Annotated in this window: 25 protein-coding genes and 1 riboswitch; of the genes, 13 read left to right on the top strand and 12 right to left on the bottom strand. The window is 66.8% G+C overall.

All coding sequences use genetic code 11. The features are described from left to right. Positions 1–79: 79 nt before the first annotated feature. Positions 80–2,599: a DNA topoisomerase (ATP-hydrolyzing) subunit B gene (gene gyrB / locus EKM57_RS08205; RefSeq protein ID WP_206185350.1), complete on the top strand. Its 2,520-nt coding sequence runs from the start codon at positions 80–82 to the stop codon at positions 2,597–2,599. 30 nt (positions 2,600–2,629) lie between these two features. Here gyrB and EKM57_RS08200 read toward each other — a convergent pair whose 3' ends face one another. Next, positions 2,630–3,637 carry a GlxA family transcriptional regulator gene (locus EKM57_RS08200; RefSeq protein ID WP_129792000.1) on the bottom strand — a complete coding sequence of 336 codons (1,008 nt, stop codon included), beginning with the start codon at positions 3,635–3,637 and terminating at the stop codon, positions 2,630–2,632. A 98-nt stretch (positions 3,638–3,735) separates the two neighbouring features. Here EKM57_RS08200 and EKM57_RS08195 point away from each other — a divergent pair, with 98 nt between their 5' ends. Both EKM57_RS08195 and EKM57_RS08190 read left to right on the top strand, forming a co-directional pair. Next, positions 3,736–4,200, top strand: a complete 465-nt coding sequence (locus EKM57_RS08195; protein WP_165357281.1) for a nuclear transport factor 2 family protein — start codon at positions 3,736–3,738, stop codon at positions 4,198–4,200. 125 nt (positions 4,201–4,325) lie between these two features. After that, entirely contained in the window at positions 4,326–4,634 is a 309-nt protein-coding gene (locus tag EKM57_RS08190; protein WP_129791998.1) for a hypothetical protein, read from the top strand. On the opposite strand, the gene EKM57_RS08185 is transcribed toward EKM57_RS08190, so the two are convergent. Beyond that, positions 4,583–5,287 carry a hypothetical protein gene (locus tag EKM57_RS08185; protein ID WP_129791997.1) on the bottom strand — a complete coding sequence of 235 codons (705 nt, stop codon included), beginning with the start codon at positions 5,285–5,287 and terminating at the stop codon, positions 4,583–4,585. The two genes, EKM57_RS08190 and EKM57_RS08185, sit on opposite strands and share 52 nt — an antisense overlap. 162 nt (positions 5,288–5,449) lie before the next feature. Here EKM57_RS08185 and EKM57_RS08180 point away from each other — a divergent pair, with 162 nt between their 5' ends. After that, complete coding sequence (locus EKM57_RS08180; RefSeq protein ID WP_206185349.1) at positions 5,450–6,271, top strand: class I SAM-dependent methyltransferase; 822 nt, start codon at positions 5,450–5,452, stop codon at positions 6,269–6,271. A 49-nt stretch (positions 6,272–6,320) separates the two neighbouring features. Here the strand turns inward: EKM57_RS08180 and EKM57_RS08175 are convergent, their stop codons facing one another. From EKM57_RS08175 to EKM57_RS08155, 4 genes are all read right to left on the bottom strand, one after another. After that, entirely contained in the window at positions 6,321–8,195 is a 1,875-nt protein-coding gene (locus EKM57_RS08175; protein ID WP_243450950.1) for a VWA domain-containing protein, read from the bottom strand. A 119-nt stretch (positions 8,196–8,314) separates the two neighbouring features. Further along, on the bottom strand, positions 8,315–9,472 hold the full coding sequence (locus EKM57_RS08165) for a P1 family peptidase (protein ID WP_129791995.1): 1,158 nt from the start codon (positions 9,470–9,472) through the stop codon (positions 8,315–8,317). 164 nt (positions 9,473–9,636) lie between these two features. After that, the gene (locus tag EKM57_RS08160; protein ID WP_129791994.1) at positions 9,637–10,356 is read right to left on the bottom strand and encodes a response regulator; all 720 of its coding nucleotides are present in this window, start codon (positions 10,354–10,356) and stop codon (positions 9,637–9,639) included. 1 nt (position 10,357) lies between these two features. After that, a complete protein-coding gene (locus EKM57_RS08155) occupies positions 10,358–12,655 on the bottom strand; it encodes a PAS domain-containing hybrid sensor histidine kinase/response regulator (protein WP_129791993.1) in 2,298 nt (765 codons plus the stop codon). Positions 12,656–12,859: 204 nt separating this feature from the next. Here EKM57_RS08155 and EKM57_RS21825 point away from each other — a divergent pair, with 204 nt between their 5' ends. Genes EKM57_RS21825 through EKM57_RS08145 form a run of 3 tightly spaced genes read left to right on the top strand, consistent with a single transcriptional unit; the run spans position 12,860 to position 14,520 of the window. Further along, positions 12,860–13,006 (top strand): hypothetical protein, encoded by a 147-nt coding sequence (locus EKM57_RS21825; RefSeq protein ID WP_165357279.1) that lies wholly within the window; start codon positions 12,860–12,862, stop codon positions 13,004–13,006. Positions 13,007–13,015: 9 nt separating this feature from the next. Next, positions 13,016–13,939, top strand: coding sequence for a diiron oxygenase (locus tag EKM57_RS08150; protein WP_129791992.1), 924 nt, complete (start codon positions 13,016–13,018; stop codon positions 13,937–13,939). Positions 13,940–13,962: 23 nt separating this feature from the next. Continuing rightward, complete coding sequence (locus EKM57_RS08145) at positions 13,963–14,520, top strand: OsmC family protein (protein WP_129791991.1); 558 nt, start codon at positions 13,963–13,965, stop codon at positions 14,518–14,520. A gap of 305 nt (positions 14,521–14,825) precedes the next feature. Here the strand turns inward: EKM57_RS08145 and EKM57_RS08140 are convergent, their stop codons facing one another. Then, positions 14,826–16,412, bottom strand: coding sequence for an alpha/beta fold hydrolase (locus EKM57_RS08140; protein ID WP_129791990.1), 1,587 nt, complete (start codon positions 16,410–16,412; stop codon positions 14,826–14,828). A 149-nt stretch (positions 16,413–16,561) separates the two neighbouring features. Between EKM57_RS08140 and EKM57_RS21820 the strand changes: the two genes are divergently transcribed. Together EKM57_RS21820 and EKM57_RS08135 are read left to right on the top strand one after the other, a co-directional pair. Beyond that, the gene (locus EKM57_RS21820; protein ID WP_165357273.1) at positions 16,562–16,714 is read left to right on the top strand and encodes a hypothetical protein; all 153 of its coding nucleotides are present in this window, start codon (positions 16,562–16,564) and stop codon (positions 16,712–16,714) included. A 75-nt stretch (positions 16,715–16,789) separates the two neighbouring features. Then, positions 16,790–17,347: an OsmC family protein gene (locus EKM57_RS08135; protein ID WP_243450949.1), complete on the top strand. Its 558-nt coding sequence runs from the start codon at positions 16,790–16,792 to the stop codon at positions 17,345–17,347. 77 nt (positions 17,348–17,424) lie between these two features. Here EKM57_RS08135 and EKM57_RS08130 read toward each other — a convergent pair whose 3' ends face one another. After that, positions 17,425–17,979: a GIN domain-containing protein gene (locus tag EKM57_RS08130; RefSeq protein ID WP_206185348.1), complete on the bottom strand. Its 555-nt coding sequence runs from the start codon at positions 17,977–17,979 to the stop codon at positions 17,425–17,427. Between the two features lie 313 nt (positions 17,980–18,292). Then, entirely contained in the window at positions 18,293–19,432 is a 1,140-nt protein-coding gene (locus EKM57_RS08125; protein WP_129791988.1) for a lycopene cyclase family protein, read from the bottom strand. 166 nt (positions 19,433–19,598) lie between these two features. Here EKM57_RS08125 and dinB point away from each other — a divergent pair, with 166 nt between their 5' ends. Both dinB and EKM57_RS08115 read left to right on the top strand, forming a co-directional pair. Continuing rightward, a complete protein-coding gene (gene dinB / locus EKM57_RS08120) occupies positions 19,599–20,723 on the top strand; it encodes a DNA polymerase IV (RefSeq protein WP_256386871.1) in 1,125 nt (374 codons plus the stop codon). Between the two features lie 95 nt (positions 20,724–20,818). Then, positions 20,819–21,577, top strand: a complete 759-nt coding sequence (locus EKM57_RS08115; RefSeq protein WP_129791987.1) for a hypothetical protein — start codon at positions 20,819–20,821, stop codon at positions 21,575–21,577. A gap of 24 nt (positions 21,578–21,601) precedes the next feature. Here EKM57_RS08115 and EKM57_RS08110 read toward each other — a convergent pair whose 3' ends face one another. Then, positions 21,602–21,907: a hypothetical protein gene (locus EKM57_RS08110; RefSeq protein ID WP_129791986.1), complete on the bottom strand. Its 306-nt coding sequence runs from the start codon at positions 21,905–21,907 to the stop codon at positions 21,602–21,604. 481 nt (positions 21,908–22,388) lie between these two features. On the opposite strand from EKM57_RS08110, the gene EKM57_RS08105 reads away from it, so the two are divergent. Both EKM57_RS08105 and thiC read left to right on the top strand, forming a co-directional pair. Beyond that, positions 22,389–23,207 carry a hypothetical protein gene (locus tag EKM57_RS08105; RefSeq protein ID WP_129791985.1) on the top strand — a complete coding sequence of 273 codons (819 nt, stop codon included), beginning with the start codon at positions 22,389–22,391 and terminating at the stop codon, positions 23,205–23,207. A gap of 96 nt (positions 23,208–23,303) precedes the next feature. Further along, a riboswitch (TPP riboswitch) is annotated at positions 23,304–23,414 on the top strand. A gap of 30 nt (positions 23,415–23,444) precedes the next feature. Next, positions 23,445–25,379 (top strand): phosphomethylpyrimidine synthase ThiC, encoded by a 1,935-nt coding sequence (gene thiC, locus EKM57_RS08100; protein WP_129791984.1) that lies wholly within the window; start codon positions 23,445–23,447, stop codon positions 25,377–25,379. 33 nt (positions 25,380–25,412) lie between these two features. On the opposite strand, the gene EKM57_RS08095 is transcribed toward thiC, so the two are convergent. Together EKM57_RS08095 and EKM57_RS08090 are read right to left on the bottom strand one after the other, a co-directional pair. Then, positions 25,413–25,805: a hypothetical protein gene (locus EKM57_RS08095; RefSeq protein WP_129791983.1), complete on the bottom strand. Its 393-nt coding sequence runs from the start codon at positions 25,803–25,805 to the stop codon at positions 25,413–25,415. A gap of 84 nt (positions 25,806–25,889) precedes the next feature. Continuing rightward, complete coding sequence (locus EKM57_RS08090) at positions 25,890–26,546, bottom strand: peptidylprolyl isomerase (RefSeq protein WP_129791982.1); 657 nt, start codon at positions 26,544–26,546, stop codon at positions 25,890–25,892. Between the last annotated feature and the right edge of the window lie 159 nt (positions 26,547–26,705).

The following is a 26,705-nucleotide window of genomic DNA, read 5'->3' as shown; positions in this document are numbered from 1 at the left end:
CTTTGCTGCACCTGCGATCCGGCCCGCGAATCCCGCGATTTTCCTTGGGTTCGAACCCTTCGCCGCCTATATGATCGACATGGCAAGCTCCCCAAATCAAAGCACGTACGGCGCCGAATCCATCAAGGTGCTGAAAGGCCTCGACGCGGTCCGCAAGCGGCCCGGAATGTATATCGGCGATACCGATGACGGGTCGGGCCTTCACCACATGGTGTTCGAGGTCTCGGATAATGCGATCGACGAGGCGCTGGCCGGTCATTGCGACCTCATCCGCATCACCCTCAACGCGGACGGCTCCTGCTCGGTCGAGGACAATGGCCGCGGGATCCCGACCGACATCCATTCCGAGGAGGGGGTGTCGGCGGCCGAGGTGATCATGACCCAGCTCCACGCCGGAGGTAAGTTCGAGAATGCGTCGGACGCCAACGCCTACAAGGTGTCGGGCGGCCTCCACGGCGTCGGTGTCTCGGTGGTGAATGCGCTGTCGGAGAAGCTCGAGCTCACCATCTGGCGCGATGGCAAGGAGCATTTTATGCGCTTTCTCAACGGCGGCGAGCCCGAGGCGCCGTTGCGGGTGGTCGGGGACGCGCCGCCAGGGAAGAAGGGCACCAGGGTGACCTTCCTGCCCTCGCCCGAGACGTTCAAGATCGTCGAGTTCGACTTCGATACGCTCGAGCACCGCTTTCGCGAGCTCGCCTTCCTCAACAGCGGCGTCCGGCTGATCCTCACCGACGCCCGCCACGAGGAGGAGAAGAGCGTAGAGCTCTATTACGAGGGCGGTATCGCCGCTTTCGTCCGCTATCTCGACCGCGCCAAGACGCCGCTCATCCCGGAGCCGATCTCGGTCACCGGGCAACGCGACGACGTCGGTATCGAGGTCGCGCTCGAGTGGAACGATTCCTATTATGAGCAGGTCCTCTGCTTCACCAACAACATTCCGCAGCGCGACGGCGGTACCCATCTCGCCGCCTTTCGCGCGGCTTTGACCCGCACGCTCAACAATTATGCCGACAAGTCCGGCATGATGAAGCGCGAGAAGGTCAGCCTCACCGGCGACGACATGCGCGAAGGCCTGACCGCGATCGTCTCGGTCAAGCTGCCCGATCCCAAATTCGGCAGCCAGACCAAGGACAAGCTGGTCAGCTCCGAGGTGCGCCAGCCGCTCGAAAGCTTGATGGCCGACAAGATGGCGGAGTGGCTCGAGGAGAATCCGGGCCACGCCCGCACCATCATCCAGAAGATCATCGACGCCGCCGCGGCGCGCGAAGCGGCCCGCAAGGCACGCGAGGCGAGCCGCAAGAGCGTTCTCGGCGTCGCCTCGCTGCCGGGCAAGCTCGCCGACTGCCAGGAACGCGATCCGGCCAAGTCGGAGCTGTTCCTGGTCGAGGGCGACAGCGCCGGCGGCTCTGCCAAACAGGGTCGCGACCGCCATTTCCAGGCGATCCTCCCGCTGCGCGGCAAGATTCTCAACGTCGAGCGCGCGCGCTTCGATCGCATGCTCTCGTCACGCGAGGTCGGCACCCTGATCCAGGCGATGGGCACCGGCATCGGCCGCGACGATTTCGACATCGAGAAATTGCGCTATCACAAGATCGTGATCATGACCGACGCCGACGTCGACGGCGCCCACATCCGCACGCTGCTGCTCACCTTCTTCTACCGGCAGATGCCGGACATCATCGAGCGCGGCCATCTCTTCATTGCCCAGCCGCCGCTCTACAAAGTCGCCAAAGGCCGGTCCGAGGTCTACCTCAAGGACGATGCCGCGCTCGACGAATATCTCGTTCAGGGGGGCATTGGCGGCATGCTGCTGGAAACGGTGGACGGCCCGCGTTCCGGCGAGGACCTGCGTGCGCTGGCAGATCATGCCAGGCGGATGCGCAGCCTGATGCGCTACGTGCCGCGCCGCTACGATCCGGCGATCATCGAGGCGGTGGCCCTGGCCGGTGCGCTCGATCCCCAGCTGGACGACAAGGGACGCGCCGCATCCCTCGCGAGGGCGGCCGAATGGCTGAATCTCGGAGAGGGCGGCACCGGCGAAGGCGGCCATTGGACGGCCGAGATCGGCGTCGACGGCGACTTTCTGATTCGCCGCCTGTGGCGTGGCGTTACCGACCACCACATCATCGATCACAAGTTCCTGGTGTCGGCCGAGGCGCGCAAGCTCCACGGCCTCGCCGCCGAGCAGGCAGCCGCCTATGCGCACCCGTCCCGCCTGGTGTCGATCAAGGCGGCTCAGGCCGCGGCGGACGCGTCCGAGCCGGCCGGCGACGAGGAAACCGGCGCCGAGGGCGAGGAGCAGTCCGCGGTTCCGGCCAAGGGCGCGCGGGTCACCCGCCCAAGCGAGCTGCTCGAGGCAATCCTCGCCGCGGGCCGCAAGGGCTTGGCCATCCAGCGCTACAAGGGCCTCGGCGAGATGAATGCCGACCAGCTCTGGGAGACGACGCTCGATCCCTCCAACCGCTCCCTGCTGAGGGTCGAGGTCGCGCAGGCCGATCTTGCCGATGAGATCTTCACCCGGCTGATGGGTGACGTCGTCGAGCCACGCCGCGACTTCATCCAGGAGAATGCGCTCAACGTCGCCAATCTCGACGTGTGAGGCATTGCCGGGGGGCCGCTTTCGGCCTTCTCAGGACGCCAGCCTGAGCGAGACGCGCGGCCCGAAGCGGTCCCGATATTCGCGCGGGCTGACGCCGAGATGACGATGGAAGGTGGTGCGCATCCGTTCCTCGTCGCCGAAGCCGGTCCGGTGCGCTACGCTCTGGACCCGCTCGTCCGTCTCCTCGAGCAGCCGCCTCGCCACTTCCAGGCGGAAAAGCTCGATCGCCTTTGCGGGCGTTCGGCCCGTCTTCGCCTTATAGACTCGCGAGAAATTGCGTGGGCTCATGCCGACGCGTTCGGCCAGTCGCTCGATCGTCAGGTTTGCTTCGGCGTCGTCAAGCCGCTCCATGATCCACTTGTGCAGATCGGAGAAGGCTTCGCCTTCCATCGACTGGCTCTCGAGGAGCATGCTGAACTGCGACTGTCCGCCCGGCCGCTTGAGGAACACGACATGCTGTCGGGCGAGCAGCATGGCGAGCTCGCGGCCATGATCTTCCTCGACCAGCGCAAGAGCGAGGTCGATGCCTGCCGTCACGCCGGCCGACGACCAGATCGGTCCGTCCTGCACGAAGATGGGATCCCGCTCGACCTTGACGGAGGGATAGCGCCGCTGAAGCGCATCGCAGTGCGCCCAGTGGGTGGCAGCTCGACGGCCGTCGAGCAGGCCCGCTTCCGCCAGGACATAGGTTCCGGCGCAGACCGAGCAGGTTCGGCGCGCGCGCGCGCCTTGTATCCTTATCCAGTCGATGAGGCGCTGGTCCCCAAGCGCTCTGTCCATCGAGACCGAGCCGGGAACGATCACCATGTCGAGGATCGAGTCGCGGAAGGCGTCCACGGGTTCGCTCAGGAAGGCGGCGCCGAGATCGGTCCGGACCGGTCCGCCGTCGATCGACACGATCCGGCAGTCATAGCCGGTCTTCCCGTCTTCCTTGAGGAAGGCCGACGCGCCGGCGAACACGCTGAGCGGTCCCGACAGGTCCAGCGCGGAAACCGTGTCGAACGCGACGAAGAGGACAAGGCGATCCTTGCGCGTCACGACAGGCCTATTGGCCGAAAATCAGGGAAGATTGTCATTGTTGACATGCGTCATACATGATTGGGTACGGCCAAGACAACGCCTTGCGGAGACCTACAATGCTGTCGTTCGACCGGCTGCTCGCTTCCATCGATGATGCCGACCTCCTGCGCCGTTCGGACATTGCCGGCTGGACGGCCGTGGCGATCATGCATGACTGGATCGACCATGTCCTCGGCGAGGACCGGCCCGATCGGCGCCGTCGGGCCGTCGACCTGCTGTTCACCGAGGACTGCCTGTTGGTCGAGCCCGGAGTGGGACTGAAAGGGCGCCGCGCGATCGATCGGTGGGCCGAGCAGCTTCTGGCGGGGCACAGCTCCTGGACCTTCAGACCTTCCGGGAGCGTCGCCGCGCATAATGAGATGGCCTGCCTGGCCTGGACCTTCGGTCCGCCGGGCCGGCCGTCGCTCGCCACCGGAATCGACTTCGCGTTGCTGGACGGTGAGCGGATACGGGCGCTCTACCGCTTTCCGACACCGTCCACGGCTGGCCGGCAAGACCAGGGCGCATGGACCCGAGTCTGACCGGCCGCTGCCATTGTGGCGCCAATCGGCTCCAACTGGTCACGGCTGCGCCGCTTGCGCCGCGCGCATGCCAGTGTGGTTTCTGCCGCAGGCATGGCGCGCGGACGGTCACCGATCCGCAAGGGATGGCGCACCTGCTCCTTGGGCCGGAAGCTTGGCGCTACCGCTTCGGAACCCGATCCAGCGATTATATCCTCTGCGGTCGCTGCGGCGTCTATCTGGGCGCGGTAGCCGAGATTGGCGGCGCGCTCTGCGCCACCCTGAACCTCAACGCCTTCGACGACCCGCGCCCCGACCTGGCGGCTGTTCCGGTTTCCTATGAGGGCGAGACCCTCGCCGAGAAGCGGGCTCGCCGAAAGAGCCGCTGGACTCCGGCGGCGGTTCAGGAAACGGGTGGAGTTTCCTCCGCCTGGCCTTGCAGCCGCACCGAGTAGACGGTCCAGTCTGTCGGGCAGCCCTCGACCGGCTGCGGCTGGCTTTGCGTCCCGTCGATGGTCCAGCAATCGTCGAAGATCGAGCAGTAACAGGACCGGACGCGGAGCCTCCACCGTTCGGAATCGAGCCGGTCCCAGACCGCTGCATTGGCGGGCGTCCGCGTTATGCGGAGAACGTCCACCCTTTCTCCCGGCCGAAGCGCTATGCTGCTGGCCGGCGCCACCGAGAAGGATTGACCCTGCCCCGCCTGCAGCCCGCAGCAACGCGCGAGCAGCTCCTGTGCGTCGCGCATGGCTTGGCCGTCATATCGTATCTCGATCGGTCCAAGCAGCGCCGGCCCGACGCCATCGTTGGACAGGTTGAGCGAAATCTCTTCCTCGCCCTCCTCGTTCGCATTGCTCGTGCCGTAGGCGACGTAAGGCAAGGCACCGCCGACCTGCATCTTCCTGGTCGCATCGGCCTGGACGAAGGTGGCGTAGGCGAGGACCAGAGTGAGGAGGAGGGTCGGCGCGCCGATCGCGACATGGGCGAAGGCCAGCCAGGGCAGATATTTCGCCACCCTGTCGAAGTTCGAGGAAGGCGCTGGCGAAGCTTTGCCGGCCTGCGCTTCCAGGCGGGCGAGCCTGGCCTGGATCGAAGGCTCGTCACTCATTGCGGCATCCTCCCTGATCGTCCGCTCATGCCCCAGCCTGCGGCGGCGCGTAAAGCCGCGACGCGTCGTGACCGCTCGTCGAATTCTGAGCCGGATTGATCGAAATGCCGGAGCAAGGCAGCAGTGGAGCGGCGATCCTCATGACGGGGAAGAGGAGGCGGAATGGCCGGAGCGGGTAGATGGGCGGCGGCCTTGCTTGCCGCGGCGGCAATGCTCTCGAGCTGCGGAGAGACGGCGGGCACGGACGCAAATAAGGCGGCGGCCGCGATTCCGGCGCTTCCGGACCCCGCCAACGTGCCGGCCTACGTCCAGGCCGCGCTCGACGATACGGGGCGGGCGGCGCAACGCGGCGCCGACGAACGTCGCAAGCCTGGCGCGCTGGTCACGCTCTCGGGCCTGAAGCCCGGCGACCGCGTCCTCGATCTCATCCCGGGCAATGGCTACTGGACCCGGATCTTCAGCCGGATCGTCGGTCCCGAGGGCCGGGTCTATGCGGTCTGGCCGGAACATTATGCGCGCTTCGCTCGCGGCAACGTCGCCGAGCTCGAGCAGATGGCAACCTCGGACGCCTATTCGAACGTCACCGTTCAGGTGCAGCCCACGCCGATCCTCACGGCGCCCGAGCCGCTCGACATGGTGTGGACCTCGCAGAACTATCATGACTATCCGGCGGAGTTCATGGGGCGGACGGATCCGGCCCAGCTCAACCGCGCCGTATTCGACATGCTGAAGCCCGGCGGGACCTGGTTCATCATCGATCATGCGGCCGAACCGGGATCGGGTCTGCGCGACGCCGAACGTCTCCACCGAATCGATCCGCAGATTGTCCGGCGTCAGGTCGAGCAAGCCGGCTTCGAATATGTCGGGTCCAGCGACGTGCTGAGCAATCCGGGCGATGACCACGCCGTCACCGTCTTCGATCCGGCTATACGCGGCCGCACCGACCAGTTCGTCATGCGCTTCAGAAAGCCGCCCGCCCGCTAGCCTCCGCCTGCGAGAGAGCGGCCCGGGCCACGGGGAAGCGGCCGTCCTCTCATTCTCCCCCGCCGGCGAGCCGACGGCGCTCCGCCAGTTCGGTGAGCTGCACGAACTCGCGACGCCAGTAATCGTCAATGCTTGCGCGTTGGACGAGATTGCGCACGTCGGCGAAGGTGAAGGTGCCGAGATTTGTGTCGCCGCGAAGCAGCTGGCCGTAGGCCGCCACGGCAGCAACGAAGGCAGTATCGCCGTTCGGCGCCCGGGCGCTGCGGACGAGGCCCGCCCGGACCGGCCGCTCGATCAGTCGCCGCGATTCGTCTTCGCCCGGCAGCTTGTACCTGAGGCGCAGGAACGCGAGCTCCTCATTGGCGCTTCCCGCCGCTTGGCGCCGGTTTGCCGGATAGCGCCGGTCGGGCAGCCAACCCGGGCTTCCGGCCGGAACGAGCTCGTAGAGTGCCGTCACTTGGTGGCCGGCGCCGATGTCGCCGGCATCGACCGCATCATTGTCGAAATCCTGCTCGGCGAGCAGCCGGTTCTCGTAGCCGATCAGTCGATACTCGCTGACATAGGCGGGGTTGAATTCGACCTGCATCTTCACGTCCTGGGCGATGGTGAAGAGGGTCGAGGCGAGCTCCTGGTCGAGTACCTTCTGTGCCTCGCGCGGCGAGTCGATATAGGCGTAATTGCCATTTCCGTGGTCGGCGATCTGCTCCATCATCGCTTCGTTGTAGTTGCCGGTGCCGAAGCCGAGAGTGGTCAGCGTTATCCCTGCCGCGCGTTCGCGCTCGACCATGTCGATCAAGGTCTCGTCGTTGGTGATGCCGACGTTGAAGTCGCCGTCCGTGGCAAGGATGATCCGGTTCACCCCGCCCTCGATCATGTTCTGGCGCGCGATCCGGTAAGCCAGTTGGATGCCGGCTGCGCCGGCGGTCGATCCGCCCGCCATCAGCCGCTTGAGCGAAGCGACGATCTCCCCGCGGCTCGACGTCGGCGCCAGCACCAGGCCGGCGGCGCCGGCATAGACGACGATCGACACCCGATCGCGCGGGTTCAGCCGCTCGGCGAGCAAGGCTAGCGAGCATTGCACGAGCGGCAACTTGTCGACGCTCGCCATGGATCCCGACACGTCGACCAGGAAGACGAGGTTGGCCGACGGCCGCTCGCGACGCGGCAGGTCGTAGCCGCGCAAGCCGACGCGGAGCAGCCGCGTATTCTCGTTCCACGGTGTCGTCGTCATGTCGGTGGTGATGCTGAACGGCCGGCTGCGATCCTCCGGGCGCGGATAATCGTAGCGGAAGTAATTCAGCATCTCCTCGGTGCGGACCGCCGCCTGGGGCGGCATTGACCCTTGGGTCAGCATCCGCCGGACATTCGCATAGCTGCCGGTGTCGACATCGACTCCGAAGGTGGACACCGGCGCATCGGCGACCGCCTGGACCAGGGCGACATCCTCGCCTGCATAGCGCTCGCGATCCTCGCGCGGCATCGGCTGGAAGGGACGCCCAGGAGGTCCGATCACGGTCGTCGGGGATTGGGCGCTATATTGCGGGGCGGACGTCGCGCGGCTCCCCGTCACTGTGAGGTCGGATGCGTCCTCCCTGGCGGCCTGTCCGGTGACGGGCGGAGGGGGCGCTGGAGGCGGGGGCGGAGGCGGCGGCGGAGGCGGAGGCGGAGGCGGAGGAAGCGGGGAGGTCGGCACCATGACATGCGGCTGGGGCGACGTCCGCACCGTTCCGGCCTGCTGCCGGACAAGGCGGCGGCCGCCGCCATGCAGATTGTGGAAGCCCTGGATATAGGGCGCGCAGATTGCGTCGGGATCGACCGCCGCGGTTCGGCGCTCGGGCGCCTGGGCGGGAAGAGGCGCGATGGGGGCGGGTGGCACGCCAGTCACCACCAGAGCGGTCATCGAAGCCAGGATCAGCGCACGCATCGTCACCTCCATGGTCGAAATCGATGTTACACTATCACATGGCGCGGCATGAACGACGAATGAACCCGAAGGGAGACGTTGCGGTCGCGTGTCCTGGGGCGGAAGCCGTCCGGCCTGCACTAGGGCGATTGGGTATTCGGGTCCTCACGGGCAGGTCCGCCGAGGAGGCGGGCCACCGATTCGATCGGAAGCGCTTCGATCCTGCCCTGATGTCCGTCCATCGTCTCGGCCGCGAACAAGGCGTTGATCACCGACTCCTCAGTGGCCTCGACGACTGCCTGGAAGAGCGGGGAGACGGCTTCATTGGGTAGCTCTTCGATGCTCGACGGCGCCGCACGCCGCGCCGAAGTTCGCCGCACGCCCTCGTGAGTCGAAAAAGCGACCGCATAATCACCCGATCCGTTGGTGATCGGCGATCCCGTCCGGCCGATTCCGAGGAAGGACCGGCGCGCCAGCCGCTCCAGATTGCGGTCGGAGAGCGGCGCGTCGGTGGCGATGACGATGATCACCGATCCGTCGCCCGATCCGGACTGCAGGGCGTCGCGCAGGAAATAGCGGTCCAGTGCTTCGCCGACGCGCGCGCCGTCGATGGTGAGCACGCCGCCATAATTCGCCTGGACGAGGACCCCGATGGTCCAGCCGCCGAGCCGCTCGGGCAAGCGGCGTGAGCTGGTGCCGATCCCGCCCTTCCAGCCGAATGCCACAGTTCCGGTCCCCGCCCCGACCGATCCCTCGGCTAGCGGCCCTTCGCGCGCGGCCTCGATGGCGGCCAGGCCGTGATCGCTCGTGACGACACGCTTGCGGATGTCGTTGAGGAAGCCGTCATTGGTCTCGCCGACCACGGCGTTGACCGATCGCACTTCTTCGTTTCCCGGCTGGCGCAGCGTCCAGCCGATCGCCGCGGCGGCCGCTTCCGGCACGTTCAGCGTGTTGGTGAGGAGGATCGGCGATTCGATCTCGCCCAGCTCCTCGATCTGGGTCGAGCCCATGAACTTGCCGTAGCCGTTCGCCACCGCGAAACCGGCGAGCACCTTGTCCGCATAGAGGTTGCCGCCGTGCGGCAGGATCGCGGTGACTCCGGTCCGGATCGAATCGCCTTCGATCAGCGTGACGTGGCCGACGCGAACGCCGGCGACGTCGGTGATCGCGTTCAAGGGGCCGGTCGGGAGGATGCCGATCGCAATTCCGGCCTCGCGGGCGCGGGGACGGGCGCTCGCTTCGGCGGTCACCGGCAAGAGCGAAACAAGGAGGAAGAGGAAGAGAATTCGATCAAGCACGTTCGCCCCTCTACGGCTTCTATGGTCCAATATTCGACGTGAGGAAACCGAGCCATCTCACCCAAGTCCGAGGCCCCAGGCTTGCTCGCTGGCGGCGGTCCGACCGAGCCCGACCTGGATCCCAGCTCGGGATGGGATGACGTGAGAATGTGGGTCGTTGGATATCAAGCCGTCCGACAATCCGGATTGTAGACATAGCCGGCGCCGCGCACCGTTCGCAGGCAGTCCGGCTTGGACGGGTCGGCTTCGATCTTGCGGCGGATCCGGGCGATTCGCGTGTCGATGGAGCGGTCGAACGGTTCCATCTCCTTGCTGTGGGCAAGGTCGAGCAGCTGATCGCGGCTCAGGACCCGACGCGGATTCTCCGCGAAGGTGCGCAGCAGGTCATATTCCATCGCGGTCAGCGCCACCTCGCTGCCGTCGGGCTCGAACAACTTGCGCGTGTCCAGGTTCAGTCGGCACCGGCCCATCTGCACCTCGCGGCCCAAGGTCGCGGCGCTGCCGCCGCCGGCCCCCTTCGCCCGGCGCAGTACCGCCTTGACCCGGGCCAGCAGCTCACGCGGATTATAGGGCTTGGTGACATAATCGTCGGCGCCGACTTCCAGCCCGACGATCTTGTCGAGATCGTCATTGTTCGCGGTCAGCATGATGATTCCGGCCGGCCCGGACGCCCTTATTTCGCGCGCCAGGGTCAGGCCGTCGTCGCCGGGCATGTTGATGTCGAGTAACGCGAGGTCGATCGGGCGGGTGCTCATCACCCCTCGCAGAGCGTCGCCGCCGTCGGCCTCGCTCACTGCGAAGCCGTTGCGCCGCAGATACTCCGCGACCGTCTCGCGGACGTCGGCATCGTCGTCGACCACCACAATGTGCGCCGCTTCGCTCATCTCAAGCTCCGGGATTGATCAGGGCGGCGAGGAGCGCGCGTACCCCGGCGCGGGTGAAAGGCTTCTCCAGCACCGGACGGCTGCAGCTGCGCGCGAACTCGCCCATCCGGTCGCCCATCGTGTCGCCGGTGACGAAGGCCATCCGCTGTACCAGCTCCGGGTGGGTCTCCGACAGGCGCTCGTGGAGCTCGGCGCCGCTGAGCTGCGGCATCCTCAGATCCGACAGCAGCACGTCGAAGGCGTTGCGGTCGATGGCGTGAAGGGCTTCGCTCCCGTTCGCCGCGACCGTGACCTCGAACCCTTCGCGCGCGATCAGCTCGCGTAGCGTGTCGGCGACGTCCGGCTCGTCCTCCACGATCAGGCATCGGCGCAAGCTCGGCGCCGCTTCGGCTATGACCACCTCCATCTGCGGCACGACGGTGACCGGCTGGCCGGCGGCGGCCGGAAGCTCGATCCGGAAATGGGCTCCGCGCCGGCTGGGCTGCACGCTGATCGTGCCGCCATGCGCCTCGACGATGCCCTGCGAGAAGGAAAGCCCGATCCCCGTTCCTCCGCCGCCCTGACCTTGGCGCTTGGTGGTGAAGAAGGGCTCGAAGATGCGTCGGCGCATCGCTTCCGGAACGCCCGGTCCGGTGTCGGTGACGTCGACCAGGACTCGCCCCGCCTGGTTCACCGAGGTGCGGATGGTCAGCACCTTCTCGAAGGCTTCGCCTTTCTCCATCGCCTGCTGGGCGTTGACGATGAGATTGACGAGCACCTGATGCAGCTGGTCGCGGTCGCCCTCGACCGGGGGCAGGCCGCTGCCGAAATTGACCCGGACGGCGATTCCCGAGGTGCGCAGGCTATAGTCGGTCAGCTCGAGCGCGGAAGCGATGATGTCGTTGAGGTTGACTTGGCCGAGCTGACGCTCCCGCTGCCGCGCCATGGCAAGGAAGGTCTGGACGATCCGTGCGCAGCGCTCGGCAGCGGCGCTGATCCGGTTGGCGCGCTGCTCCATCGGCGTGCCCTGGGCATCCTCGGCAAGCATCTCGGCCTGGCCCACGATCGCGGCGAGCGGATTGTTGAGCTCGTGGCTGACCCCGGCGAGCAGCGCGCCGAGCGCAGCCAGTTTCTCGGACTGGACCAGGGCGTCGCGCGAACGGGCGAGCTCTTCCTCGGCGCGCTTGCGATCGGTGATGTCGAAGTGAATGCCGTGCACCGACTGCATGGTTCCGGCCTCGTCCAGCGCGGCCGCGCCAAGTGAATAGACCCAGCGCTCCTCGCCGTCCGGCCGCAAGGTGCGATATTCGATCCCGACTGGCTGGTCGGGAAAATGCCGGAATTGGGGGCCGACCAGCCGCTCCCAGTCGTCGGGGTGGATGCACTCGCGCACCGACGTCGCGTCGGGGAGGAAATTGTCCTTGAGCCCGAGCAGGTCGCGGGACCGATCCGAGAACCAGGCGGAGCGGGTGACCGGATTGTACGACCAGACCCCGAGCTGCGCGCCTTCCACCGCCAGCTCGAGATGACGGCGGATACTCTCAAGCTCCTCCTCGGCGCGCTTGCGTTCCGTAATGTCCAGGTGGATGCCATGGACCTCGCGCGCTATCCCGGCCGCGTCCCGCTCCGCAGCGCCGAGCGCGTAGATCCAGCGCAGCTCCCCGTCCGGCCGGATGACGCGATACTCGATGGCGAGCGTCTCGTGCGGGAAGCCCTGATAGTAAGGCTCGGACAGCCGCTCCCAGTCGTCGGGATGAACTCTCGCCCGCAGGGTCGGGACGTCGAGCACGTCGTCCGGGCCGAGGCCGATCAACTGTCGGGAACGTTCCGAATACCACAAGGCACCATTGGTCGGGTTGAACGTCCACACGCCCAGATCGGCGCCCTGAACGGCGAGGTGAAGCTGCCGGCGCGTATCCTCGAGCTCCTCGTCGCGGGCGGCATCGTCGGACCGGTCGCGGATATTGGCCGTGAACATGCGTCGATCGTCGATGCCGATCTCCAATATGGTGATCTCGACGGGAATGATTCTGCCGTCCTTGCACGAGGCCTGCGTCTCGACCCTCTTGCCGAGCACCCGGGCCGGGCGGCCGGCGAGATAAGCCTCGAATCCTTGCTTATGGGCGCCGCGCAGATTCTCGGGGACGATGAGCTCGGCGACGGGCCGGCCAACGGCCTCTTCCTGGGAATAGCCGAACAGCGTCTCGGCCGCCGGATTCCAGGCGAGCACGGCGCCTGAGTCGTCGATGACGACGATCGCGTCGAGCGACGAGCTGACGACGGCTGCCTTGATCGGCTCGAGATCGGCTGTTCTGAGCATCGCCCCTTCCCCGCAGGACGCCTGCGACTCCCCCGAATCGCTATAGCAGCATCGGCGGCTGCGCGAAAAGCCGCCGCGCTTCAACCCATTACGGTTCGCCGTAACAATTGACACACATTTGCTTCCCCGACGGCATCAGGCTGAAACCGGCTTCGTCCAGAACGGCCCTCGTGGCGCGCCTTTCGAGTCACGAGGAGAATGAAGATGAGTACGAGCAACAAGAAGAAGAACCGGCTGCGTTTTCTGCTGATCGCCGCGGCGGCGCTTGGAGCGAGCTCCGCGACCATGAGCGGCGCGCTCGGAGCCCTGGCCATCCAGCAGACGATCGCCGGCCAACCCGAAGTCGCCTGAACTCGACGCGTGGAGAATGCCGTGCATCACGACTTCAACTTTCGGGACGTTCTGGCCTCGTCGGTCCGTGCGGCCTGGCAGATCGAGGACGTGCTCCCCCAGGGGGCCGTCCTCGATTTCGGCCGCTGCTTCATGCCCGAGACTCTCGCCCGCACCGAATGCGTGCCGTACCTCTCTCCGGATGAGCGCCGTCTGCTCAACCAGATACGCGGCCACGAATATCTCGTTCTGTTCGGGCTGGTCGAGGAGTTCATCCTCCCCTTCGTGCTGGACCATGCCCGCCCGCAACTGAACGGGGATGACGTCCGGGTCCGCGCCTTGCTGCAGTTCGCCGGCGAGGAAGCCAAGCATATCCATCTGTTCCGGCGCTTCCATGCGCTGTTCACCGAGAGCTTCGGCACCCCGTGCGAGACGATCGGGCCGGCGGAGACGATCGGCGCCGAGGTGCTGCGCCACGATCCTCTCGCGGTCGCACTCTTGATCCTCCACGTCGAGTGGATGACGCAGAGCCATTATCTCGGATCCGTCCGGAACGATGCGGCCCTCGATCCGCTCTTCAAGAGCCTCCTGAAGCATCACTGGATGGAGGAAGCGCAGCACGCCAAGCTCGACACGTTGATGGTCGAGGCCCTGGCGGACGGCCGCGACCCGGAACGCATCGATTCGGCGATCGGCGAGTATCTCGAAATCGGTACCTTTCTCGACAAGGGCCTGAGGGCCCAGGCGAGATTCAATCTCGACGCCTTCGAGCGGGCAGCCGGGCGCCGGCTCGCGGAGCCGGTGCGGGCAGAGCTCGAGGCCCAGCAGCACCAGGCGCTGCGCTGGACCTATCTGGGCTCGGGCATGATCCATCCGCGATTCACCGGCACCCTTGCCGCAATCTCACCCAGCGCTCGCGATCGTATCGCCGAAATTGCCCCGGCCTTCTCGTGACCTCCAGCACGGAGACCCCGACCATGACCGACATTCTCACCCGCAACACCCTCAACGGCATCGATCTCGACGCACTTGGCGAGATGATCGAGACCGTCCGTGGCAACCCCGCCTGCGGGGCCGCCGCCTTCCGGGTGAAGACGGAATGGAAGGGGCAGACCCGCTCCGAGTCCACCGTTGAATCCTTCACCTGCGCCGGGGATCCGATCCCGCGCAGCTTTACCATCGTCGCCGACGAGCCGTGCGAACTGCTCGGCACCGACACCGCGCCCAATCCGCAGGAGCTGCTGCTGTCGGCGCTGAACGCCTGCATGATGGTCGGTTATGTTGCCCAGGCCGCCGTGCGCGGCGTGAAGCTGGAGGAATGCCGCATCGAGACCGAAGGCGAACTCGACCTGGCTGGCTTCCTCGGCCTCGATGAGGACATCCCGCCAGGCTACCGGCGGATCAATTATACGGTCCATATCCGGGGCAATGGCACGCCCGAGCAGTATCAGGAGATTCACCAGGCGGTGATGGCCAGCTCTCCCAATTACTTCAATCTCGCCCAGCCCGTGCAGATGTGCGGGCGCTTGGCATGAAGGTCTTTTCGCGCCGATCGGTCTCCCTCGCGGTCTCGGAGTATTGAGCCGCGGCGGCGCGACGGCGAGCGTCTCCCTCCTGCCCATCCGGGGGAGAACGCGGCCCCGGCGACATGTTCGCCGGGGCCGCAACCGTCTTGCGCGGGCATTCTGCGAATTGATCGAGGCCCTGGACATTTCCGTCCGGCCGCGAAGGCCTCCGACAGGCACCGCCTTTGCTCAGGATGAGCTTCACGATGCCCATGCTGGAAGAATCTCGGGCGAAGCGGGCTGCCGAGCGGCGGTTCGGAATCGAAGGCCGGGATCTAGTCCGGGTCGCGCAGGAAGTCGCGCAGGTTGTCGACCAGCACCCGCCAGGCCGGCTCGCTGTCGAGCACCAGATGATTGTCGCTGTCGAGCGCGACGAACCGGGCACCCGGAATTCGCGACGCGAGCCCGCGCCCGGCGGAGAAGGGCACCACCGAATCCCCGCGACTGTGCATGATCAAGGTCGGCACCCCGACCCGGTCGAGCAGCGGCCGGACGTCGATTTCGCTCAACGCCCGCTGCAGCCTCTGAGCGCCTTCCGGCGAGGCGGAGACCCGCTGCAGTTCGTTGAACCAGTCGGCCTGCTCGTGCGAGGCGCCGGGGAAATAGAGCGTGGTGAAGATCTGGCGGAAGGCGGGATTATCCTGTCCCCAGCCAACTTTCGTGAGCGTGATCATCGCTTCGCGTCGGGCGACCTCGTCCGGATCGCCGCGCACGGCCCATCCGGCGGCATAGCCGCCGACCAGCACCATGCGCTTTACCCGATGGGGATGACGCACCGCGTAAGCGATCGAGACGGCGCAACCTTGCGAGATGCCGAGCAGGTCGAACCGGTCAAGCCCAGCCGCGTCGACGACGCTCTCCAGGTCGTTGACGAACGCCTCGAACGACAGGTCGGCGACCTTCCAGTCGGAAAGGCCGTTGCCGCGCTCGTCATAGCGCAGAAGCTTGTGTTCGCGGGTGAGCTCGCGCAGCCAATGCCGCCAGATGGGGCTCTCCCATTCATATTCGATATGGTTGAGCCAGTTGGCGGTCTTGACGATCGCCGGGCCCTCCCCGGCGCAGGCGTAAGCGATGCCGGTGCCGTCGCGCGCCGTGCAGAACAAGGTGTGCTGCACGGTAGCGGAGCCGGGCTCGACATTCCGCTCTCCGACCGGTCGTCGCAGCGCCGCCGGCGCACCGATTCCGGCCTCCTCCAGCGTCGCGAGCGCCAGCTTGCGCTGCTCCTCGGCCTCGCCGCACCTCCCGGCCCTCATCAGGGCCTCGACGAGCCGCAGCCGCACGGCCTCGTTTAGCGGATCGAGCGCGACGAGGCCGCGCAACGGCGCTACACGGTCTGTCGGCGGCGCCTTTTCGGCGACCCGCCGCAGCAAGGCGATCTGAAGCTGACGGACATTCTCGCGCTCCGTGGCGAACCAGGCCTGGAACTCCTCGCAGCGCCGCAGGTCGAGCCCGTCGCAGAAGGGGCTGAGCCAATGCGGATCGAAGCCTTGTTCGGGCGGTTCGGCGCCGGAGGCGCAGGCGCGCAATGCGTGGAGGTCGACGGCGACGTCGGCCAGGTCGAGCGAGACATGCTCGCCGTCGGTGATCAGCCGCGGCCGGTCCGGCTCGTCGACCAGGGACCGCAGCTTGCTCAGGCTCCAGCGCAACGCGCCTCTGGGGTCGTCTGGCAGGTCCCATAGCAGGCTGCAGAGCCGGTCGCGCCGATGCGGCTTGCCGGTGGTTGCAAGGAAGGCGAGCAACGCGCGCGTCTTGCGCGAGGGGGGAAGCGGACACGCCTGTCCGCCCCTGATCAGGGACGGCTCGCCCAGCAGGCGCAGCTCCAGGCCGGACCCTTGCGTCTCGCCCTCCATCGCCTCTCGCATCCGGCGGCCGGACGGAGCGTCGAGCCGTTGAAATTAGCCGATCCCCGCTCGTGCGGCAATTAACACGCTCATTCCCACGCCCGCTCACATGCCTGCGCGCGAGATCGGGCACCGACGCGGCGCCGCTGCCTGCGCATGGGAGAAGACGAATGACTGGCCAGATACTCGATCTCAGGCGCAGGAGGCTGCGAGCCTTGCTTGCGACCGCCGCCCTGCTCGGAGTGGGATCCGCCTCGCTCAGCGGTGCCCTTGCGTCGCTGGCCGCTGCGCCTGCCGAGGCCGCCGGCCCGCGCGCCATCTGAACGCGAGAAAAGAAGGGCGGACACGAGGCTGGACCGGCTGCCTTTCTCGCGAGCCTCCCGACGGAGATCCTTCTGATGACTGAAACTCTCACGCGAATGACCCTCAACGGAATCGATCTCCAGGCGCTCGAGGAGACGGTCGAGGCCATCCGCCGGGATCCGGCGGCGGGGCTTGTCGAGTTTCGGGTGAAGACGCAGTGGACGGGCCGCACCCGCTCCGAATCACGGATCGAGTCTTGCCGGATCGGCGGAAAGGAGATTGCCCGCCGGTTCAAGATCGTCGCCGACGAGCCGAGCCAGCTGCTCGGCAACAATTCGGCGCCCAATCCGCAGGAGCTGCTCCTGTCGGCGCTCAATGCCTGCATGACCGTCGGCTATGTCGCCCAGGCGGCGGTCCGTGGCGTTGCCCTCGACGACATTCGGATCGAAACCGCGGGCGAGCTCGACCTACGCGGGTTCCTCGGCCTGGTTGACGACGTGCCCCCCGGCTACCGCCGGATCGAGTTCGTCGTCCATCTCGAGGGCGACGGCACGGCCGATCAGTATCGAGAGATTCACGACGCCGTGATCGCCAGTTCACCCAGTTTCTTCAACATGACGCACGCGATCGAGTTGAACGGGCGTCTCGCCTGAGCGGCTTCATGTCTCCCTCGTCGCCCCTTTCGAGGGAGACGGGCGGCTCCGGCCCCCATGCGTCGGAGCCGTTTCGTTCAACCCACCGGCGACACGGTTCCGCCGCCGCTGATGGCCGTTGAGATTTGCGGGTCGCCCCGGTAGCGGACCGATCCGCCGCCGACGATGCTGGTGGACAGGTTGGCGCGTGCATGCGTGACGATGGTACCGCCGCCGCGGATCGAGGCGGCAACGTTGGCCGACTCGATTTCGTCCACGTCCATGGTCCCGCCGCCCGTGATCGCCACCGCCAGATTGGCTCTGCGCGGAAATGCGCCCGCGGTCCGGATCGATCCGCCTCCGTGGATCGCTAGTGCGCCGACATCGGGCGTGACGATCTCGACCTGCAAACGATAGTCCCGGCAGCTGTTGCGGCATGCCTGGATGGTCAGCTGCCCCTCATCATCCACGGTGAAGCGCGAAGTCTCCAGATCGCCGCTGAGCAGGGTCACGCGCTGCCGCATTCCGTGCCTGAGGGTCACGGTCCCGCCGCCGCGCAACTCCATCGAGTCGAATTGGGGCACCGGCACCGGCGTTTGCGCGGCTGCCGGAATGGCGGCTGCCCCCAGAGCGGCCGTCACGGCGAATCTCATTCCCGTTGTCATGCTGCCTTCCTCCCGTCGGCCTGCCCGTGAGGCCCTCTCCGGGGCCGGAGCAGGATCCGTGCCATCGCCCCTCTCTCGGACTGGGGAGAGGGCGGCTCGAAGCGCTGCCCGCGCCCGGACAGTTTCTGTCCGGAAGTGAACAGGTTCCACCGCGCCGGAAAAGGCGGTTCAGGCGTGGTCGAGATCGGATAATCTGGAAGAGGGGTTGAGCTTGGCGACGGCTCGGCCCGAACCGGAGGACTGGCACGGTCCCCGCCGAGCCGCCGCTCAGGCCGCTCGTCGGCTCGTCAGCTAGCTCGCTTCAACTCGGAATCGCTGCGCTTCGGTTGCGAACGGCCTGCTGGATCCGTCGCCGGTCGAGCAGCCCGAGCCGGTCGGTGTGGAAGCGCAGGATAGTGCCGGGATCGAGCCGATATATCTGCTCGAGCAACGCCCGCCGCTCGGCCGGACCGGCGGCCGCGACGGCGGCGAGGACCCCTCGCTGCGGCTCGCGTCGTCGCCACGTCTGTTTCGCCTGATCCTCGAATACGTCGTGAAGCGCGTCGCCGGAAAAGTCCCGCTGCGCCGCAAGCAGCAGCGCGTTGCGGAGCGCGTCCGGGGCGGTGCGGCCGGTCGTCGGCTGGACGAAGCCGCCGCGCAGGCCGAGCTTCGCGACCCGGGCGCCGCCGATCCGCCAATAGGCGCCAAAGTCGCCGCCGGTCGGCAGTGGCCGCGCCGACCCCGGTGCCGGGCAGGCCTGCGATTCCGCGACTCTCCACCCGCGCGTCGTAAGATAGTGGTCGAGCCGCGCCGGCGCGGCCTCGTCCGCCTGGACGCGCTCGGAAATCAGCACCTTGGCGATCCGCAGCCGTTCGGCATCGATCGGAAAGGCCTGGATGAAGGTCAATCCGATGCTCTGCTCGCCAGTGGCGTCGGCGAGCAGGGGGCGGTCGAGCCGGTGCGGCGCCTCGAGCCGGACAATCCGCTCGACCCGCGCCTCGTAGAGCAGATCGAGCGTCGACAGATTGGCGGGACCTCGTGCGTCGATCGCACCGTCGCCCCTGATCGTCTCGCCGCCGTCCAGCTCGAGCGCGTCCGAGCGCATCGCGACGACCCGCGTGCCGAGTCGATACTGGTCGGGCCGAAGGGTCTCGAGCATCGCCTGGTGCAGCACTGCCGCTTCGAAACCGCCGAGCGGCGCCTTCAGATTGCGCCGGACGTCCGGAAAGGCGACGTAGAAGCCCGGCCAGGATTGCTCGATCAGATCGGCCGCGATCGTCCGCTCCGCTTCCTCGAGCTCGGCCTCGAAAAGATGATGGAAGCCGTCGCCGCCGAAGCGGTCGCTTTCCTCGACGATGGTCAGCGGTACTTCGGGCCGCAGCCGCGCCATGGCCAACGCCGCGAGGCAGCCGGCGACGCCGCCGCCCGCGATCAGCACCCCCTCGCGTTGCCCGCGTCCCATGCGACGTCACTTAGCCGAACCGGAGGCGCACCGCCATGTCCGCGACGTGACGCCCGTCGGACCGAATGAACGGCACCTCCCGCTCCGCCCCGCTTGCTCGCCGGTTTTCGCACATTTTCGAACCTGGGCCGTTCCGCCCGCACTGGAAACGCTCTAAAGACAAAGGGTGAACGACCCGCAGCCGACGTCCTCGCCCGAACCGGTGCGCAAGATCATCCATATCGACATGGATGCCTTCTTCGCGAGCGTCGAGCAGCGCGACGACCCCGCGCTTCGCGGCAAGCCGGTCGCCGTGGGCGGCGGGAGCGCCCGCGGCGTCGTCGCGGCCGCGAGCTACGAGGCCCGTCGCTATGGTGTTCGCTCGGCGATGCCGTCGGTAACGGCGAGGCGGCGCTGCCCTGACCTCGTCTTCGTCAAGCCGCGCTTCGACGCCTATCGCGAGGTGTCGCGCCAGATCCGCGCCATCTTCGCCGAATATACGCCGCTCGTGGAGCCGCTGTCGCTGGACGAGGCTTATCTGGACGTGACAGATGATCTCAAGGGCGTCGGGATCGCCACCCGCATCGCCGAGGAGATACGCGCCCGCATCCGCGCCGAGACCGGCCTCACCGCAAGTGCCGGCGTCTCCTACAACAAGTTCCTCGCGAAGCTCGCCAGCGACCAGAACAAGCCGGACGGCCTGTGCGTGATCACGCCCGCGCGGGGCCTGGACTTCGTCGCCAGCCTGCCGGTGAAGCGTTTCCATGGAGTCGGGCCGAAGACCGCCGAGAAGATGGGGCGGCTCGGCATCGAGACCGGCGCCGACCTGCGAGCCCAAAGTCTCGCTTTCCTCACCCACAATTTCGGCAGCAGCGGCCGCTATTATTACGATCTCGCCCGCGCCATCTGCCGCCGCGAGGTCAAGCCGGACCGGCCGTACAAGTCGATCGGAGCCGAGGACACCTTCTTCGACGACCTCATGGACGAGGCGGCCCTGGTCGCCGAACTCGACCGGATCAGCCGCACCGTCTGGCGCCGGATCGAGGAGAAGAAAATCGTCGGACGAACGGTTACTTTAAAGGTGAAATATCGAGATTTCCGGATCGTTACGCGTGCCCGCAGCCTCGATCGGCCGGTCGCCGGCCGAGAAGAGTTCCTTGAGATAGGCTGTGCGTTGCTGCGCGGCCTGCTGCCGCCGCCCAAAGGCATCCGGCTGCTCGGCCTGACTCTGTCGAAGTTGAGCGAAGGCCAAACGCCGATCGCGACGCCTCTCGAACTTGAGCTGCCTTTGCCGTCCACCTGCACGCGCTGATTCCGGAATGCTGCGGGACGAGGCGAGCGGCGGCGTCTCGGACTCGGTGAACCGAAGGCTGCTTGCCGGCCCCGGCACGGAAAATGGAGCCTGCCATGCTGCTCACCCGCCGTCTCTTCCTTGCCTCGGCCTCGAGTGCCGGCTTTGTTGGGCGGTGCGGCAGCGGCGCCAACCCGCCTCCGCCACCCGGACCGCCGCCGCCCGCACCACCGCCGCCGGGGCAAGTGACGTTCAACTTCAGCTTTGCCGATAATTTCGCGGGCTGGGAGCCGGCCATTGCCGATTATGCTCTTGGCCAGGAATCGAGCATCGGTTTCGCTTTCGGTCACGAGCGGCTGCCTCCCTCGGTCGACGACCGTTCCGGAATCTACCTGCAAAGCACGAACGTCGCCGACGATGTGTTCATGTACGTCAGCCGATTGCTCGACGGGCTCGCAGCCGGAGCGCGCTACCGGGTCGAGCTTTCGGTGACGCTGGCGACCAACGCCCCGCCCGATTGCGTCGGCATTGGCGGAGCCCCCGGCGAGGCGGTCACGGTCAAGGCCGGGGCCTCCCGCGTGCGGCCGGACAAGGTGGTGGAGCAGGGGTTCGTCAGGACCAATTTCGACAAGGGCAACCAGACGCAAGGCGGGCGCGATGTTATCGCGATCGGCAATCTCGCCCAGAACGTCCCGGCCGGAGACTGTCTCGCGCCGCTTTATTCGCGCAAGACGCTTGCCACCGGCAGTGGAGGACCCGTCGTAAGCAGCGACTCGCATGGTCGGCTGTGGCTGATCATCGGCACCGATTCAGGTTTCGAAGGGCTGACACGAGTCTATTTGCTGGAAGGCAGCGCGCGGCTGACTCGCGTGTGAGCGCTGTCGAAGCCGCCCCGTCCCCTAGAACCGCTCGATTTCCCGCCCGCGGAGCACGATTTCGTCCTGCCGGAACCGCCGCTCGAGTTCCTCGCGATAGGTCCGCCACCAATTGCGGTCGAGCGTCTCCGCCATCACCTCGAGGATGACGATTTCATCCTTGTCGCGCCTGCCATTTTCCTCCCACAGCCCCTCGGCCGGTTCGCGCGTGAAGGCGGTAAGGCCGCCAAATTTGTCGATGAGCTCCTCGCGTACCTGCGCCCATATCGTCGGGTCGAACGGCCGCCCCTCCTTGTCGCGTAGCGGCAGCAGGATCTCGATCAATTGCATGGCTGATGAATTGCCTTTCCGTGGAGGCCGGCGCCTCTCGCTCCAGCGCCGGGACCAGCGCCCGAGCGATCGGACCGGAGGCGGACGATCCGCCACCGCGCCTCGAAGCCGGGCCAGTCCCCGGCCCTCGCGGGCCTCTCCCTTTCGGCCCGGTCTACCCGATTCCGGCCTCCATCGCCACGCCCTCGACATTGGAGCTCGCCCTTGGCGCCGCCCATCCCACCTGCGGCAGTCGGCGATGAACCGAGGCTCGCCGAACCCCACCGAAGGTAGCGGCCGGTCCGACAGGTGATGTGCGGCCGAAGGATAGGGAGCGCTTCCAGGCCCGTGCCGAAGCGCAGGCTTCGCGCGGCGCTGGATCGCCTGGCGAATCTCCTTTATTCTCTCGTTGCAGCACATCTCCCGGAGGCAGGCTATGCTTCGCGTTCTAGCGCCTTGGCTCCTCGCGATCTTGGCCTCGGCGCCAGGTGCCGCTCAAGACGTGTCGGGCACGAATGCGGACGGCGCGATCGTGGTGGAGGGCCACCGGGATCTCGACCGTCGCGTGCAGCGCGTCATCGACGTTTTCGCGCAGTCCGGTCCTGACGAGCAGCTGAGCCGGTTCGAAGCCCCGGTTTGTCCGGCTGCGGCCGGTCTCGGCGAGGCCAGCAACCGTGCCATCGCCGATCGGATGCGCCGGGTCGCTTCTGCGGCGGGGATTGCCGTGGCCCCGGTCGGCTGCGCTCCGAACATCGTCGTTCTGGCAGCGCCGGGGAAGGCCGACGCGATCCGCGCCCTCCATGAGCGCGATCCGGAGATGTTCACGGGACTTCGAGCCAGCGACCTGGCGCAGCTGGCCGCCTCCCCCGGCCCGACCGTCAGCTGGCAGGTCAGGAAGCTCGTGGGGAGCGACGGTCAGCAGGTCACGCACGACATAGAAGGACAAAGCTGGGTGGTGGGGCTGCAGACGCGCACCACCTCGCCGACGCGCCCCATCTTTCTTGCTGCCTTCTTGGTGATCGAAACCGCGGCCTTGAATGGGCTCACCCCGATCCAGATCGCCGATTATGCTACCTTGCGGACCTTCATCGCCACCGATCCGAGCCGCGCCCGTCTGCTTCGCTCACCGACGATTCTGAACCTCTTCGACGAGCGTGGCCGCCGGGCGGCAACGGCCCCGCCGAGCCTGACCGAATGGGATCTCCGCTTGCTCCGGGTCTATTATTCAACCTCGAACAGATACCATGCCAACATTCAGCGTAGCGCGATGCAGCGGGCATTCCTTGATGACATGGCAGGATCGACGCAACCGAAGCCATAACTGGACGCAGGCCGGCTGAAAGGATCAGGCCAATGCGTGCTTCCGCCGATCTGCCCGATTCCGGCTTCCGTCGCCACGCCATAGCCCCTAAGAGTCGACCATTCCCCGGGGGGCCGCTGATCCGCGGCTGAGAGTCGGGCCGGGAGCCCGAGACCCGTCGAACCTGATCCGGTTAGCGCCGGCGTAGGGAGGGTGAGTGCGCGCCAGGCCTCTATCCTCCCGCATGAGGAGAGCGAAATGGCCGACATTCCTGCACGCACCGAGCTTCAAGTAACGACCGGTCCGATCCGTGGCAGCCGCAAGGTGCATGTCGAGGGCCGCGCCGGCCTGCGCGTGGCGATGCGCGAGATCCACTTGGAGCCTTCGTCGGGCGAGCCGCCGCTGCGCGTCTACGACACGTCCGGTCCTTACACCGACCCTGATGCCCGAATCGACATCATGGCGGGGCTGCCCGAACTGCGCCGCGACTGGATCCGCGGCCGCGGCGATGTCGAGGAGGTCGCGCAGCGTGAGGTCCGCCCGGAGGACAACGGGCAGCTCGGCCCGGATCGGTCCGGCGCTGTGAAGGCCTTTCCCAACGTCCGCCGCAAGGTGCTCCGCGCGAAGCCCGGCGCCAATGTGAGCCAGATGCATTATGCCCGTCGCGGCATCGTCACGCCGGAAATGGAATATGTCGCGATTCGCGAGAATCTCGGACGCGAGGCCATTCTCGATCAGATCCGCGACGGACAGGATTTCGGCGCCGCCATTCCCGATTACGTCACCCCGGAATTCGTCCGCGACGAGGTCGCCCGTGGCCGCGCCATCATCCCGTCGAACATCAACCATCCCGAGAGCGAGCCGATGGCGATCGGCCGCAACTTCCTGGTCAAGATCAACGCCAATATCGGCAACAGTGCCGTCGCCTCCGACGTCGCCGCCGAGGTGGACAAGATGGTCTGGTCGATCCGCTGGGGTGCGGACACGGTCATGGACCTGTCGACGGGCCGCAACATCCACGACACGCGCGAATGGATCATCCGCAACTCGCCGGTGCCGATCGGCACCGTGCCGATCTACCAGGCGCTCGAGAAGGTCGGCGGGATCGCCGAGGAGCTGACCTGGGAGATCTACCGGGACACGTTGATCGAGCAGGCGGAGCAGGGGGTGGACTATTTCACCATCCATGCCGGCGTGCGGCTGCCCTTCGTTCCGATGACGGCGAAGCGGGTGACCGGGATCGTTTCGCGCGGCGGCTCGATCATGGCGAAATGGTGCCTCTCCCATCATCAGGAGAGCTTCCTCTACACGCGCTTCGAGGAGATTTGCGAGATCATGAAGGCGTATGACATCGCCTTCAGCCTCGGTGACGGCCTGAGGCCCGGAAGCATTGCGGACGCCAACGACGAGGCTCAGTTCGCCGAGCTCGCCACGCTGGGCGAGCTGACGCAGATCGCCTGGAAGCACGATGTCCAGGTGATGATCGAGGGCCCCGGCCACGTGCCGATGCACAAGATCAAGGCCAATATGGACAAGCAGATCGAGGCCTGCGGCGAGGCCCCGTTCTACACGCTCGGGCCCCTCACCACCGACATCGCCCCCGGCTACGACCACATCACCAGCGCGATCGGCGCCGCGATGATCGGCTGGTTTGGGACGGCGATGCTCTGCTACGTCACGCCCAAGGAGCATCTCGGCCTCCCCGACCGCGACGACGTCAAGGTAGGCGTCGTCACCTACAAGCTCGCCGCCCACGCCGCCGACCTCGCCAAGGGCCACCCGGCCGCCAGGCTTCGCGACGATGCCTTGTCACGGGCGAGGTTCGAGTTCCGCTGGCGCGACCAGTTCAACCTGTCGCTCGATCCCGACACGGCCGAGCAATATCACGACCAGACCCTTCCGGCCGAAGGCGCCAAGACGGCGCATTTCTGCTCGATGTGCGGCCCCAAATTCTGCAGCATGAAGATCACCCAGGAGGTCCGCGACTTCGCGGCGAGGCAGAACACGTCGGACTTTCTGGCGGCCGCTCCGGTTCCTCCCCTGCGCGGGGAGGGGGTACGTCCACCCGAGGCGGGGGGTGGAGCGAGCTTTGCCTCGGACCTCACGCAAGCCGATGCCGAAGCCGGCATGGCCGAGATGAGCGAGAAGTTCCGCGACAAAGGCGGAGAGATCTACCTGCCGGCGACGAAGTGATCGCCGGCAGCCTTCGCCAGCGGCTCGGACGCTCTACTCCATCACCTGCATCAGGACACAGGCCGAAATGAACAGGCGTTCCCGGCCTTCGGCGCCGATCATCTCCTCGAGCAGCCGATCGAAGGCGAGGCGACTCCGACGGTTCCCGAGACGGAGCATCTCGGCGAGCACGGCTTCGTCATGGGTGAGCCCGGCACAGCAGGGCCCGCTCACCGCGAACGGTTCCGGCCACAGCTCCCTTATCTCCCCGACCATCAGGTGAAGGTGGGCCGCGGCACGCTGCGAGCCGAGCGGCTCGGCCGCCGCGTGCAGCGAGCATCTGCCAAGCCGAGCCGTCACGGCCCAGGCGCGCAGGCCAAGCACGATCTTGCGCGTGTTTATCGGGAGCGAATCGAGAACGGGGTGAGGAGCTATCCAGTCCAGCATCCCGCCTATCTATTGAGAACGCCTCTCAATAGCAACTACACTGTTGGCGGAATCCCGCAAAAGATGCGGGAGACACCATGTTCCCTAATCGAGCCGCCGCGCGCGAACGATCTCGACCGGATTGGCAAGCATCTGCCCGCGCATCGCGCCGCGGCCGGCCTCCTCGACGGTGTCCGACGCGAGGATCCTTCGCACGACATCGAGGCCTCCGACGACCCTGCCGAACGCCGCAAAGCCCAGATCGTCTCCTTCCCGGCCCGCGCCGGCGTCCATCGAGGGCATCTCGCTCGCGGTGATGAAGAATTCCCCCATCGCGGTTCCCGGGGCTGTCCGCGCCATCGATATCGTGCCGGCCTCGTGCCGGATCCCGGTTTGCGACGTCGGCTCGTGCGCGATCGCTGGCAGCATCAGCCGGTAATTGCGTTGGATGCCTCCTTGGATGAAGCCGCGCTCCTCGGCGCCGCGGGTGCGCGAGGCGCGATAGAAGCGGGTGCCGTCGAAACGGCCTTTGTCGACATAAGCGAGGAAGTTGGCGGTGGTGATCGGCGCGCGCTTGGCGTCGAGTTCCAGGTCGATGGCGCCCGCTTCGGTCTCGAGCCGAACCCGCACCTTGTCCGCCGTCGGCGCGGTTGGACTGGCGGCGTCCGCCTCCCGCCGAGGCTCGGGGGCCGCCGCCGGCGGGGATTCTCCGCAGGCAAGAGTCGAAGCGAGCAAGGCCAGACAGGCGAGCGTGCGAATCATGCGTGCCAGGCTAGGTGCTGTTCGGCGAGAACGGAATGCTGCCTGCACCGGGCTGTGTCTCCGTCGCGGCCTTGCCCGCCGCGCCGGACCGCCCGATAAGGCGCGGCACCAGCAGGGAGACTTTGTTTTGTCGCAGGCGTCCCCGTTTCGCGCACTCAC

It is taken from the genome of Sphingosinicella sp. CPCC 101087 (assembly GCF_004151485.1).
Taxonomy (GTDB): Bacteria; Pseudomonadota; Alphaproteobacteria; order Sphingomonadales; family Sphingomonadaceae; genus Allosphingosinicella.
The sequence above is the reverse complement of the archived record's forward strand: the minus strand, read 5'-3'. Positions and strand labels throughout refer to the sequence as shown.